General features: G+C 55.2%; 10 protein-coding genes. 4 read left to right on the top strand and 6 right to left on the bottom strand.

Annotated features, from left to right (window positions below):
- Nucleotides 1-197 precede the first annotated feature (197 nt).
- On the top strand, nucleotides 198-917 hold the full coding sequence (ompR, locus tag LH86_RS03735) for a two-component system response regulator OmpR (RefSeq protein WP_006177890.1): 720 nt from the start codon (nucleotides 198-200) through the stop codon (nucleotides 915-917).
- The gene (gene envZ / locus LH86_RS03730) at nucleotides 914-2,263 is read left to right on the top strand and encodes a two-component system sensor histidine kinase EnvZ (protein ID WP_039288465.1); all 1,350 of its coding nucleotides are present in this window, start codon (nucleotides 914-916) and stop codon (nucleotides 2,261-2,263) included. The genes ompR and envZ overlap by 4 nt, the downstream gene beginning before the upstream one ends.
- Nucleotides 2,264-2,329: 66 nt before the next feature.
- On the opposite strand, the gene pckA is transcribed toward envZ, so the two are convergent.
- A complete protein-coding gene (gene pckA, locus LH86_RS03725; protein WP_039298421.1) occupies nucleotides 2,330-3,949 on the bottom strand; it encodes a phosphoenolpyruvate carboxykinase (ATP) in 1,620 nt (539 codons plus the stop codon).
- Nucleotides 3,950-4,274: 325 nt separating this feature from the next.
- Here pckA and LH86_RS03720 point away from each other — a divergent pair, with 325 nt between their 5' ends.
- Nucleotides 4,275-6,023 carry a DUF4153 domain-containing protein gene (locus LH86_RS03720; protein WP_052045543.1) on the top strand — a complete coding sequence of 583 codons (1,749 nt, stop codon included), beginning with the start codon at nucleotides 4,275-4,277 and terminating at the stop codon, nucleotides 6,021-6,023.
- A gap of 34 nt (nucleotides 6,024-6,057) precedes the next feature.
- Here LH86_RS03720 and hslO read toward each other — a convergent pair whose 3' ends face one another.
- The 4 genes from hslO to LH86_RS03700 form a co-directional block, all read right to left on the bottom strand.
- On the bottom strand, nucleotides 6,058-6,936 hold the full coding sequence (gene hslO / locus LH86_RS03715; RefSeq protein WP_039298416.1) for an Hsp33 family molecular chaperone HslO: 879 nt from the start codon (nucleotides 6,934-6,936) through the stop codon (nucleotides 6,058-6,060).
- A gap of 27 nt (nucleotides 6,937-6,963) precedes the next feature.
- Nucleotides 6,964-7,365: a ribosome-associated heat shock protein Hsp15 gene (gene hslR / locus LH86_RS03710; RefSeq protein WP_039298413.1), complete on the bottom strand. Its 402-nt coding sequence runs from the start codon at nucleotides 7,363-7,365 to the stop codon at nucleotides 6,964-6,966.
- A gap of 9 nt (nucleotides 7,366-7,374) precedes the next feature.
- Nucleotides 7,375-8,046 (bottom strand): GMP/IMP nucleotidase, encoded by a 672-nt coding sequence (gene yrfG / locus LH86_RS03705; protein ID WP_039298411.1) that lies wholly within the window; start codon nucleotides 8,044-8,046, stop codon nucleotides 7,375-7,377.
- Nucleotides 8,047-8,120: 74 nt separating this feature from the next.
- The gene (locus tag LH86_RS03700) at nucleotides 8,121-10,256 is read right to left on the bottom strand and encodes an intracellular growth attenuator family protein (protein ID WP_039298408.1); all 2,136 of its coding nucleotides are present in this window, start codon (nucleotides 10,254-10,256) and stop codon (nucleotides 8,121-8,123) included.
- Nucleotides 10,257-10,591: 335 nt separating this feature from the next.
- Between LH86_RS03700 and nudE the strand changes: the two genes are divergently transcribed.
- Nucleotides 10,592-11,152, top strand: a complete 561-nt coding sequence (nudE, locus tag LH86_RS03695) for an ADP compounds hydrolase NudE (protein ID WP_039298405.1) — start codon at nucleotides 10,592-10,594, stop codon at nucleotides 11,150-11,152.
- Nucleotides 11,153-11,212: 60 nt separating this feature from the next.
- Here nudE and mrcA read toward each other — a convergent pair whose 3' ends face one another.
- The gene (gene mrcA / locus LH86_RS03690; protein WP_039298402.1) at nucleotides 11,213-13,765 is read right to left on the bottom strand and encodes a peptidoglycan glycosyltransferase/peptidoglycan DD-transpeptidase MrcA; all 2,553 of its coding nucleotides are present in this window, start codon (nucleotides 13,763-13,765) and stop codon (nucleotides 11,213-11,215) included.
- Nucleotides 13,766-13,897 lie beyond the last annotated feature (132 nt).

The raw sequence follows: 13,897 nt of genomic DNA, 5'->3' as shown, positions 1-13,897 counted from the left end.
CCGATGCTCAATGAAGAATGCAACCGGTGCATTTTGGGAAGCAAGTCACCAAATTTTGATTTAAAACGTTGATAACCGACTGTTTAATATGCTTTGTAACAATTTCGACTAGAATGTATACCAGAATTGACTGGTTGTATTAGCGCAGTTTTTTAAGAATACACACTCAACTGTTCGAGCCTTTGGGAGTACAAACGATGCAAGAGAACTATAAAATTCTGGTGGTCGATGACGACATGCGTCTGCGCGCGCTGTTAGAGCGTTATCTCACCGAGCAGGGCTTCCAGGTTCGCAGCGTCGCCAACGCCGAACAAATGGATCGCCTGCTGACCCGTGAATCCTTCCATCTGATGGTGCTGGATCTCATGCTGCCGGGCGAGGATGGTCTTTCTATCTGCCGCCGTCTGCGCAGCCAGAGTAACCCAATGCCGATCATCATGGTGACCGCGAAGGGCGAAGAAGTTGACCGTATCGTCGGCCTGGAAATCGGCGCGGATGACTATATTCCTAAGCCGTTTAACCCGCGTGAACTGCTGGCCCGTATTCGTGCGGTCCTGCGCCGTCAGGCGAACGAACTGCCGGGTGCGCCTTCTCAGGAAGAGGCGGTTATCGCTTTCGGTAAGTTCAAGCTGAATCTCGGCACTCGTGAAATGTTCCGCGAAGATGAGCCTATGCCGTTGACTAGCGGTGAATTTGCGGTGCTGAAAGCGCTGGTCAGTCACCCGCGCGAGCCGCTTTCCCGCGACAAACTGATGAACCTGGCCCGTGGTCGCGAATACTCCGCGATGGAGCGCTCCATTGACGTGCAAATCTCCCGCCTGCGCCGCATGGTGGAAGAGGACCCGGCGCATCCGCGTTATATCCAGACCGTTTGGGGTCTTGGCTACGTCTTTGTCCCGGACGGCGCTAAGGCATGAGGCGAGTTCGCTTCTCCCCCAGAAGCTCGTTTGCCCGTACGCTGTTGCTGATCGTCACCTTGCTGTTCGTCAGCCTGGTGACGACTTATCTTGTCGTTCTGAACTTCGCGATTTTGCCGAGCCTGCAGCAGTTTAATAAGGTGCTGGCGTACGAAGTCAGAATGCTAATGACCGACAAACTGCAGCTTGAAGACGGCACCCAACTTGTGGTGCCGCCTGCGTTTCGTCGTGAGATTTACCGCGAGCTGGGCATTTCACTTTACTCCAACGAGGCGGCGGAAGACGCTGGCCTGCGCTGGGCGCAGCACTACGAGTTTCTGAGCCAGCAAATGGCGCAGCAGCTTGGCGGCCCGACCGAAGTGCGCGTTGAGGTGAACAAAAGCTCCCCGGTTGTCTGGCTGAAAACCTGGCTGTCGCCGAATATCTGGGTCCGCGTTCCGCTGACTGAAATCCATCAGGGCGATTTCTCCCCGCTGTTCCGCTACACGCTGGCTATCATGCTGTTGGCGATAGGCGGCGCATGGCTGTTTATTCGAATACAGAACCGACCGCTGGTCGACCTGGAGCACGCTGCGCTGCAGGTCGGTAAAGGGATTATTCCTCCTCCTCTGCGCGAATATGGCGCTTCGGAAGTGCGGTCGGTGACGCGGGCGTTTAACCATATGGCCGCGGGCGTTAAACAGCTGGCCGACGACCGCACGCTGCTGATGGCGGGCGTCAGCCATGACCTGCGCACGCCGCTGACGCGTATTCGTCTGGCGACCGAAATGATGGGGCAGGAGGATGGCTATCTGGCCGAGTCGATTAACAAAGATATCGAAGAGTGTAATGCGATTATCGAACAGTTTATCGACTACCTGCGCACCGGGCAGGAGATGCCGCTGGAGATGGCGGATCTCAATAGCGTACTCGGGGAAGTGATTGCGGCAGAGAGCGGCTACGAGCGCGAAATCGATACCGACCTGCAGGCCGGCGAAATCCGCCTGAATATCCATCCGCTCTCTATCAAGCGTGCGGTGGCGAATATGGTGGTAAACGCGGCGCGCTACGGCAATGGCTGGATCAAAGTCAGCAGCGGCAGCGAGTTAAACCGCGCCTGGTTCCAGGTGGAAGATGATGGTCCGGGCATTGAGCCAGACCAGCTTCAGCATCTGTTTCAGCCGTTTGTGCGCGGCGACAGTGCCCGCAGTACCAGCGGCACAGGGCTGGGCTTAGCTATCGTGCAGCGCATCATCGACAACCATAACGGGATGTTGGATCTCGGGAAAAGCGAGCGGGGAGGGCTGCGTATCAGGGCTTATCTCCCATTGCCGATAACCCGAGTGGTAACTCACCGGGAAAGCTAGGCGACCTGTAGCCCAATAAAAAACGAACCCCGAAGGGTTCGTTTTTTTTCGCCTAATGCTTCAGATTTACAGCTTCGGACCGGCTTCGACCAGGGCTGCCCCGGCAGGAGTATCGGTGTATTTCTCGAAGTTTTCGACAAACAGTTTCGCCAGCTGCTCCGCTTTTTCCTGCCACTGTTCCGGGGACGCGTAGGTATTACGCGGGTCCAGAATCTGGGTATCAACGCCCGCGAGAGAGGTTGGAATGGCGAGGTTAAACATCGGCAGCGTAAAGGTTTCTGCGTCGTCCAGCGAGCCGTCGAGAATGGCATCGATGATCGCGCGTGTGTCTTTGATCGAGATGCGTTTGCCGGTGCCGTTCCAGCCGGTATTCACCAGGTATGCCTGCGCGCCGGATGCCTGCATGCGTTTTACCAGCACTTCCGCATACTGCGTTGGGTGCAGCGACAGGAACGCCGCGCCGAAGCAGGCGGAGAAGGTTGGCGTTGGCTCAGTCACGCCGCGCTCGGTGCCCGCCAGTTTGGCGGTAAAACCGGACAGGAAGTGGTACTGAGTCTGGTTCGCGGTGAGGCGGGAAACCGGCGGCAGTACGCCGAAGGCATCCGCAGTCAGGAAGATAACTTTGGTCGCGTGGCCCGCTTTCGACACCGGCTTAACGATGTTGTCGATGTGATAAATCGGGTAAGAAACGCGGGTGTTTTCCGTTTTGGACGCATCGTCGAAGTCGATTGTGCCATCGGCACGGACGGTGACGTTCTCCAGTAGCGCATCGCGGCGGATCGCGTGATAGATATCCGGCTCAGCCTCTTCTGAAAGGCGAATGGTTTTGGCGTAGCAGCCGCCTTCAAAGTTGAATACGCCGTCGTCGTCCCAGCCGTGCTCATCGTCGCCAATCAGGCGGCGTTTCGGGTCGGTAGAAAGCGTTGTTTTACCGGTGCCGGACAGGCCGAAGAACACCGCCACATCCCCTTTTTCACCGACGTTTGCCGAGCAGTGCATGGAAGCGATACCCTTCAGCGGCAGCAGGTAGTTCATGATAGAGAACATCCCTTTCTTCATCTCGCCGCCGTACCAGGTGCCGCCGATAAGCTGCATGCGTTCAGTCAGGTTAAAGGCCACGAAGTTTTCAGAGTTCAGGCCCTGTTCTTTCCAGTTTGGATTGGTACATTTAGCCCCGTTCATCACCACAAAATCAGGCTCAAACGTCTCCAGCTCTTCGTCCGTTGGGCGAATAAACATGTTTTTCACGAAGTGGGCCTGCCAGGCAACCTCAGTGATAAAACGCACTGACAGACGGGTATCGGCGTTGGCCCCGCAGAAAGCGTCAATAATAAACAGGCGCTTGCCTGACAGTTGATGAGTGACGAGCCCTTTGAGCTGGTGCCAGGTTTCTTCGGAAAGCGGTTTGTTATCGTTTTTGCCTTTACCGTTGTCGGCCCACCATAAGGTGTCGCGGGTGGTGTCATCGCGGACGATGTATTTATCTTTTGGAGAGCGGCCGGTGAAGATCCCGGTATCTACGGAGACAGCGCCTAAGTTAGTGACCACACCGCGCTCAAAACCCTGCAGGTTAGGGTCGAGTTCTTCGCGGTAAAGGGTGTCGTAATCGGGGTTATAGACGACTTCGCTGACGTCATGAATGCCATAAGCCTTGAGATCTTGCGGGGTTATGCCTTTAACTCGCATTTCACTGCTCCTTAGCCAATTTATACTGCCGAATATTGTAGGGTTGTTTAGGGGGTGTTAACCGCGACCACTATCATAAATTTACGCGCCTGCTTAAATTTAACAGGGGAAATGCACAGGGGATGCCGCAACGGGGGCAGAGTATGGCAGGAATTCGCTGGCTTTCGGGGAAAATATGGCGGATATGTTAATAATTAGGATAAAAACGGAGAACTTTGTGAATGAACGCGCTCTCATACGCAACGCAATGAAACAAGAGCGTCATTTGCAAGTCGCAGCAAGCCGTTACACTAAGTCCAAAATGAGCTAATAAGGGATGACAACCATGTTCATGTCTGAACCGTTACCTAAGGCGACCCGCTGGGGAATTTTGCTGGTGGGGTTTCTTTTAGGCGTGGTGCTGTATCTCACCGAAGGAGACAGGGTGAGTAGCATCTGGCTGCGAGGGGATAATCAGGCCCTGTACCTGCGCTCCCTGTCCGTAGTGCTGGCGGCGACGCTGGCGCTTATCACTGTGCGTTTCAATGGCCTGCGATTTTGGGGCCTGGCGCTACTCCCCTTGCCGATTGTGGCGTTGATGAGCGGCTGGGTGAACTGGACGACTCAGGGGCTGGAAAGCTGGAACCGGCACGATATTGTGCTGGGGTATCTCTGTTCGCTGGCGGCGATGCTGTTTCTGACCTTGCCCTGGCTACAGGGACGGCTGCATTCGAATCGCGGTTGGGGAAGCTGGCAGGTATTCTACGGCCAGCTCTGGCGGAACGGTATTACTCTGCTGCTGACCGGGCTGCTGGTGCTCTTTTTCTGGGGTGTGCTGGCGCTTTGGGCCGGGTTATTCAAGCTGGTGGATATCACTTTCTTTGATCGCCTGTTTTTCAGTTCGTCGGCGTTTGCCTGGATTGCTACCTGTACGGCAGCGGCGCTGGCGGTAACGCTTTGCCGTGACCAGGTTCGGGCTATTAACGCGGTAAAACATTTCTTCAGCGTTTTTGCGACGGGGCTTTTACCGCTGCTTTCGCTGATTTCTCTGATGTTTTTGGCGACGCTGCCGGTGGTAGGCCTGGGGTCTATTTCACTGCACTTTTCCTGTAATGCACTGCTCAACACGCTGACGCTGATGGTGATGGGCACTGCCGCAGTGGCTTATCACCCGGAAAGAGAAGCTAGACCTTATCCTGCTCTGCTTGATGGCGCGATAAAGCTGACGTTATTGCTGTCGCCGGTTTATGCCTTGCTGGCAAGCTATGCGCTGTGGTTGCGCGTTTCGTCATACGGCTGGACGCCGACAAGGGTATATGCGGCGCTGATAACTTTCACCGTGCTGGTGTGGGCCTTTGGCTATGTTGTCACGCTCGTTCGCCAGCGTCGGGAGCCTGTTCTACAGCCAGGAGTCATTAACCGCGCGGTGCTTTTGCTGGCGCTGGCCTTGCTGGTCGCGGTGAATTCCCCGCTTCTGGACCCTTACCGGATCAGCGTTAATAACCAAATGGCGCGTTACCACAGCGGCATCCTGAAGCCCGAGAAGGTGAGTATGACCATGCTGCAATACGCCGGGCGGCGGGGCTACGATGCGCTCAGCGAGCTGCAAAAAGACCCGGTGTTTACTGCCAGCCCTGATCGCAGAAGACAATTGGCAATGCTGTTGAGCAACGGCAAGACGGGCGGTGTGACGGTGGCGAAGCTGACGGTTGAGTCTCTACGTCAGCGTATCGTGCTGGCGGATAAAAACCGCGTGCCGGAAAACGCGTGGTGGCAGGCCATGGTAAAAGATGAAAGTTACCAGGCTCGCGAGTGTCTGGATGACGAGGATAAGTGTTTGCTGGTTGGGATGGATTTGAACGGCGACGGGCAGGATGAATGGCTGCTGTGCCAGCCGGAAATGAGCTACTGCAAAGTGTACGGCAAGGTCGACGGGAGCTGGAAGGATATCGGCCAGGCCCGGGATCTGGATAAAAATCAGATGATGTCGGCGCTGAAGCAAGCCGCTTCTGAAGGAAAGCTGACGGCGGCACCGAAGGTCTGGCAGGACGTGATGGTGCAGGGGCAGCGGGTTAAAATTGACTATTACCGCTGAAAGAAACGCCTCCGATTGGAGGCGTTTTGCAAACTTAGTGAACCTGCGGATCCGCCGGAGAGGCATTGTTGCGGATCGCGGCGATGTCCATGGAGTCAAACACATAGCGGCTGCCACAGTAATCACAGTTCATGTCGATTTCGCCGTCTTCGGCCAGAATGCTGTCGACTTCTTCGTCCGGCAGCGTGCGCAGCGCGTCAGCACAGCGCTCGCGTGAGCAGGTGCATTTGAACTCTACGTCCTGCGGATCGTACAGCGTGACTTCTTCTTCGTGATACAGGCGCCATAGCACATCGTTCGCCGGCAGCGTCAGCAACTCTTCGGCCTTGATGGTTTCGGTCAGGGTCGCAAGATGGTTGAAGTCGTCGGTTTCCGCGTTTTGCGCCGGCAGAACCTGCAGCAGCATACCGCCCGCCGCCGCTTTGCCGTCTACTTCACCGGTACGAATAAACAGGCGAGTTGGCAACTGCTCGGAACGCATGAAGTAATCTTCCAGGCAGGCGGCCAGCGTATCCCCTTCCAGACCGACCACGCCCTGATAGCGCTCGCCTTCGCTTGGGGAGATGGTGATCACCAGATAACCGTTGCCCACCAGATCTTTTAATGCAGCATCCGCCGGGATATCACCCTGTACGCGAGCCACACCGCGCATTTGCTGTTTGTTATTGCCGTTAATCACGGCCAGCGTCATCGGGCCATCGCCCTGAAGCTGAACGGTGATATCGCCGTCAAACTTCAGCGTGGCGGTCAGCAGGCTGGTGGCGACCAGCAGTTCGCCCAGAATTTTTTTGACCGGCTGCGGGTAATCATGGTTTTCCATGATCTGCTGCCAGGTTTCGGAAACCGTCACCAGCTCGCCACGTACGGCGTGGTTTTCAAACAGATAGCGGTGTAGTTGGTCGTGTTGAGTCATCGTCATCTCTCTTACTGGTCGGCGAATTTACGCTTCGCCACCGTGTTTAAATTTCATCAAATCTCGCCGCTCTTTTTTATCCGGGCGACGATCGGGATGCGGCATGGTCAGCGCGTTCATTTTGCGCGCCAGCGCCACTTTTTCCCGTTTAGCGATGCTTTCCGCCGTCTCTTCATAAAGCTGAGTGGCTTCCGCGGCTGGCCTGCGTTGTTCGGTGATACCCAGTACGGTTACGGTGCGCTCGTCGTTTCCCTGACGTAGCGTGAGAACCGCATGAAGCTCAACCAGTTTACTCGGCTTACTGCGCTGGCCGTTGTAGTGCACTTTCCCGCCTTCAACCATTTCCCGCGCCACCGCACGGGTTTTGTAAAAGCGCGCGGCCCACAGCCATTTATCCAGGCGTACGCCCTCGGCGGTTTTTTCTTTCATTACGCCTCCTTAAGCGGAAAGCGACGGGATCAGGCTACGGTAATCGCTCAGGCCAGGGTGGCGCTCAAACGTTTTTTCCGCTTCACCTGAATCCGGGTTGAGGACGCCAAAGCAGTAGCGAATCCCAAACGTTGCGGCTGCATCAAGAATCGCTTCGCTGTCGTCGATAAAGACGGTTCTGGCCGCATCGAATCCGGTATGCCCGGCCACCGCCTGCCATAAACGCTGATCTTCTTTCGGATAACCAAATGTGTGGGTGGAAAGTAATAAATCAAGGTGCTGGTTCAAACCCGTGTGCTCAAGCTTCACCGCCAGGTTATGCGGGTGCGCGTTGGTGAGCAGAATGCGGCGCTTGCCGCTGGCCTTCGCCGCTTCAAGAAACGGCACGGTATCTTCACGCAGCGCGGCTTTTGGCCCTTGTTCGGTGGTCATGCCACAAATATCCAGCCCGAGGCGTTCGCTCCAGTAATCGAGACAGTACCAGTTTAGCGTATGCTGCACGGCGTGGTACTCGCGGGAAAGCAATTCATAGGCGTCCTGCAGCGGAATACCGCGCTGAAGGCTAAGGGTTTCCGGCACCAGCTTTTTCCAGAAATGGTTGTCGAAGGCCAGGTCCAACAGGGTCCCGTCCATATCCAGCAGCAGGGTGTCCACGTCCTGCCAGGCAATAGCACCAGACATAGCTTTAGTCTCGATTGAGGGAAAATAGCGTACCACGGTAGCACAACCCGGTACGCAAAGTTTACCCGTAGCGGCTACTTCAGCGGCGTGGGCGGAGTCAGTGTGGGGTTGAAGCAGCTATCATAATAGCGCTGAATTTCAGCCAGCCGCGTACTGGCACGGCGATAGCGAGTCACTGCCAGAACGCTGTTTATTGCAGCGCAGGCCAGCATCGCAATCAGCATCAGAGAAATACCGATGTAGCTCCAGAGACTATGAGTGTCTGAGATCCGATGCAGGGTGACGTGCTGGGTACCGTTGGCATCCGTAAAGATGCCGGTAATGATCCCTTCGGCGTGGAACGGAGTGTGCAGCAGCATTTCCGCCAGTCGCTGAAATTCGGTCCATTGCTCCTGAGGCGGGAAGTCATACAGCGACATTGGCGGCAGCGGCTGGTCCACGAAATCACCACCTTCATCGTTGATGATGATGTAGCCACCAGGGGCAGGGCTATTTAGTGACTGTGCGGCTCGCGCCGTTTCACGAATAAAGAAGGGAGCGGTTGAGGTGGTCACCAGGTTATCCAGCGACTCGGCACTAACTGGCCGCAGCAAAACATTCACCCCGGTCAGTTTTCCTGAATCCGCGCGTTTGATCAGGGAATCCCAGTCTTTGGTGTTGCCCAGGTTTACTAGCGCATTCTTCAGACGGACGCACTCTTCTTCTGCGGTACACAGTGCCTGAGTTTTTTTCACAATCCCGGCAAAATCATCCAGCAGAACCATGCCTGATTTCTGAATGGCGTCTGCGAGCTGTGGGTTTACCTTGCTGTCAGCTTCTCCCCCTTGAGGATGGATTTGGCCGCTGACGGCTTTAGTCAGGGCAACCGCCTTGTCCATGATCTCGGACTCCGGCAAGGGCAGAGGGCGGGCGGTATTCCATATAATCTGCGAGCAATCGAATGGCGTGAATGGGAAGTTCTGGCGCGAGTGATAACCGCCTGGGGTTTGAATATTACACATCCCCGTGCCATTCACTCTCAGCGTATCGCCTACCTGCAGCTTGTATTTGGCTAACTCCTCAACGCTGGTGGCTTCGATGGACTGAGCGCCCTTCAACCATGAGGCGCTAAGTTTGATCGGCATTTCCAGCGGCACCCAAATAGTCATCATCAACAGGACTAGCAGCGCACCTGAGGCAATCAGGAGGTTACGCACCCAGTGCTGTAGCGGGAAGTTACGCACTTCATCATGCAGTGAAAGGAATCGTCCCTGACGCACCACATGGCGATCAAGGTAGATATCAATGTCGGTTTTCTGCCCCAGATCCTGAGCCACAAAAGGCTGCCAGTGCGGCGGATACACCAGATCGATAATGCCCAGGGAGATGTTGTTCATCTGTTCCTGATCGGACTCGCCGAACAGCCCCCAGCGTTTTGGGGTGCCGCGCAGGCAGTGGATCTCGCGCAATGCCGTTTTCGCTGGCGGGGCAAACAGGCCCCACAACCCAGCGACAATCAGCAGGACGGCGCCGCCAATCAGCCAGGGCAGGAACACCGACGGCGTCACGAGACTCAGGAACAGCATGATAAAAGCGATGCAAATAAGCGCGGCTTCGCGCACGCCATCGGGGCGGCTCAGGGAATACTCTTCCTGAGTTTCCTGGCGAATGTTTAGCAGCTCGATTTGCTCGCTTTCTTCGCCGCGAATGGAGGCCTGAGTACCTGAGTAGCCTTCCAGGGCGTACTGCTGCACATCCAGCGTATCGTTTTGCAGCGTATTGCCATTGAGCGAAATCACCAGCGGGATGCTGCTCGTCCGAATCAGCTCTACGTCGTTATCGTTGGTGATGAACTGTTCCCAGAGCGGCGGCAGATGAACTTCAACAGAATCAAGATAATAACGCCATTTATTGGCGTCATCGGCAGAGAGGCCGTAGCGAGTGATCGACCGGGTCAGGGAGAAAACCGTGCTGCTTTGCGCGATGAGCGTTAGTCTTGGCGGTGGATTGCTTGCGCCGGAGGGACCAATCAGCTCCTGGGAACGGGAATAACGCTCGAGGTAATTTTCGACGGCAACGCGCTCTTCTGGGGTTAGTTTACGCGTGGTGGCACCGGAGAAGGAACGATCGTGCGAAACCTGGGCACGTAGCTTCAGGCTCCGCCAAATCAGCCATCCGGCTATCAGTGCGCAGGCCAGCATAGCAGCTAACAGAAATAATAAGGTGCTCATGCTTTCCCCATCAAACAATCGTCTTTTTCATCAAACTCGGCAAAAGATCGGCCTTTCAAATGGTTAAGAAGTCAGAAATCATTATCGGCAGGTAAAGCTGCAAACTTGAGCTATTTTTAAGGCGACCGGCCTACAGTAACACAATGTTAGCAAAGCGACTTCGTCCGAAATACAAGTAAATTCCTATTCAATAGTCCCTGCCTTGACAGCGGGTCAGATTACGTGTTTTAGCGCGCCAAACGTTACAAAAATGTAAATAATAGCCAATGCTCGTTGCACGATATGTGCGGCATGCCGCACAATAACTTACCTCTTTCACTGTTGATCCCGGCCACATGAGCAAATCACTAATAAAACCAACGATTTTAAATGTCGAAACCGTGGCGCGTTCACGGCTGTTTAATGTCGAAACGGTGGATCTGGAATTTAGCAATGGCGTTCGCCGCGTCTACGAACGCATGAAACCGTCTTCCCGTGAGGCGGTAATGATAGTGCCTGTTGTTGATGACCACTTGATCTTAATCCGTGAATACGCGGTTGGCACAGAATCCTATGAACTTGGGTTCTCTAAAGGGCTGATCGACCCGGGCGAAACGGTATTTGAGGCCGCAAACCGCGAGCTGAAAGAAGAAGTGGGCTTTGGCGCGAACCAGCTAACGTTTCTGAAAAAGCTGACGATGGCACCGTCCTATTTCTCCAGCAAAATGAACATTGTTATTGCGGAAGATCTGTATCCCGAATCCCTGGAAGGGGATGAGCCGGAAGAACTGCCGCAGGTAAGGTGGCCGCTGGCGAAAATGATGGATTTGCTCAATGAAGATGACTTCAGCGAGGCACGTAACGTCAGCGCGTTGTTCCTTGTCCGGGAATGGTTAAAAGAGCAGGGCAGGCTGTAAATCTGACCGCTAAAGAATGAAAAAGGGCCGCTAAGCGGCCCTTTGCTATTTTGGCTTGGGTTAGAACAGCTCGTGCTCTTCCCCGTTATCGATAAGCGTCGTGCCTACTTCATGCACGGCTTGCTGCGTGGGCTGCGTACCTTCGATGAAATACTCTTCACGACTGTTGCCGCCGTTGGCTAACTGCCCGGTACTGCGGTCAATATTGACGGTGACGATACCCGGTGGTGGCGTCATCGGCTCTTCTGGCACACCCGCCAGCGCGATTTTCATGAAATCATCCCAGGCGGGCTGGGCGCTCTTTGCGCCGCCTTCGTAGCCGGAGATCTGATCTTTAATCGCGCCTGAAGCCGTGGTGCGGCCAAGGTCGCGGCGATGGTCGTCAAAGCCAATCCAGACCGACGTGACCACGCCCGGGCCGTAGCCGGAGAACCAGGCATCTTTCGAACTGTTTGTCGTCCCGGTTTTGCCGCCGATATCCTTACGTTTCAAATCACGGCCTGCTCGCCAGCCGGTTCCTTGCCAGCCTGGTTCACCATAAATGTTGCTGTTAAGCGCACTTTTGATCAGGAACGCTAGCGGCGTGTTGATCACGTGTGGCGCATACTCCTCGCCCTGTGCTTTCGCCACCAGAGCGCTGTTAGCTTGCTCCAGCTGAGGCATCGGTACGCTGCTGTTTTGTGGCGTTTGCGAAACGGCAACGTCTTCTACGTCCTGGTTTTCCAGTACCGTTGATTTTGGCGTATCGCCGTAGATAACAGGAATATCGCAGCTGGCACAGGCGACCTTAGGCTTGGTCTCAAATACGGTATTACCCGTGTCGTCGACGATTTTGGTGATGTAGTAAGGGTCAACCAGGAAGCCGCCGTTTGCCATGACGGAGTAACCGCGAGCAACCTGCATTGGCGTAAAGGAGGCTGAGCCCAGCGCCAGCGATTCGGTATGAACAATGTTCGCTGCCGGGAAGCCAAAACGCTGCAGGTATTCTGCGGCATAATCGACGCCCATAGCCCGCATTGCTCTTACCATTACTACGTTCTTGGATTCACCCAGCCCCTGACGCAAACGGATTGGCCCGGCATATTGAGCAGGAGAGTTCTTCGGCCGCCAGTCGGAACCCGCCCCGGCATCCCAGCGTGAAATAGGCACGTCATTAAGAATACTCGCCAGCGTCAGGCCCTTGTCCATGGCTGCGGTATACAGGAAAGGCTTGATGTTTGAACCGACCTGACGCAGCGCCTGGGTCGCGCGGTTGAACTTACTTTGGTTAAAGTCAAAGCCGCCGACCAGCGCCAGTACGGCCCCATCATGTGGATTGAGCGAAACCAGCGCCGAGTTAACGTCGGGCACCTGGCTAAGCCACCAGGCATCATCCACCTTACGAACCCAAATCTGCTGACCTGCCTGTACTACGTCGGTCACTTTGCGTGGCGTAGCGCCTTGCGCGGTGTCAGAGCGGTACGGACGCGCCCAGCGCATGCCTTCCATACCCAGCGAAACAGAGCTGCCATCGGCCAGCATCGCCGTTGCTTCATCAGGCACGGCGCGGGTGATAACCGCCGGGAAGAGTGGGCCATAAACCGGGAGGCTTTTCAGTGAATCGGTGATTTTTTTCTTATCCCAGGCGCTTTCTCCCACTTTCCACAGCACATTGGACGGGCCGCGGTAGCCATGTCGCATGTCGTAGGCCATGACGTTGTTGCGAACGGCATCCTGGGCACCCTGCTGAATTTTACGGCTCAGCGTGGTGTAAACCTTGTAGCCATCTTCGTAGGCTTTGTCGCCGTAGCGGGCGACCATGTCCTGACGCACCAGCTCTGAAAGGTATGGCGCGGAGAAGGCGATTTCAGGCGTGTGATAGCTGGCGTCAATCGGCTGACTGCGCGCTTCATCGTACTGGCTTTGGCTGATGTAACCTTCGCTCAGCATGCGCGACAACACCACGTTACGGCGTGCCGTTGAACGATCCATAGAGTACAGCGGGTTAAACGTTGACGGCGCTTTAGGCAGCCCGGCAATCACCGCTATCTCGCTCAGGGTTAGCTGATCGACCGTTTTGCCGAAGTAAACCTGAGCGGCAGCGCCGACGCCATAGGCGCGGTAACCGAGGTAGATTTTGTTCAGGTAGAGCTCAAGGATCTCGTCTTTGTTCAGCATTTGTTCAATGCGAACCGCAAGAAACGCTTCCTTAATTTTACGCATCAGGGTGCGTTCCGGACTAAGGAAGAAGTTACGCGCCAGCTGCTGCGTGATAGTACTTGCGCCCTGAGAAGCATGGCCTGAGAACAGCGCCACGCTTGCAGCACGGAAGATGCCCACCGGGTCAACGCCGTGGTGCTCGTAAAAGCGGCTGTCTTCTGTTGCGATAAACGCTTTAACCATCACCGGAGGGATCTGGTTCAGGGTTAGCGGAATACGGCGTTTTTCGCCATACTGAGCGATCAGCTCGCCGTCAGCGCTGTAAACCTGCATTGGAATCTGCAGTCGCACATCTCTCAACGTCGCCACGTCGGGCAGCTGGGGCTCAATGTATTTGTATAAACCGTAAATCGAGCCAGCTCCCAGCAGAACGCAACAGACTGCAAGGATTAATAAATACTTTACGAACTTCACCTTAAATTTCCCATCAGGTTTCAATTGGGCAGTTTCTAAACAACCGCGCGGTAGTATAAAGGCAAGCCAGGAGCTTTGATATACCCGTTACTGTTTCGGGGGCAAGGCTGTTTATCATCCGGATAAGGAGAT

Source organism: Cedecea neteri (genome assembly GCF_000758325.1).
Taxonomy (GTDB): domain Bacteria; phylum Pseudomonadota; class Gammaproteobacteria; order Enterobacterales; family Enterobacteriaceae; genus Cedecea; species Cedecea neteri_B.
The sequence above is the reverse complement of the archived record's forward strand: the minus strand, read 5'-3'. Positions and strand labels throughout refer to the sequence as shown.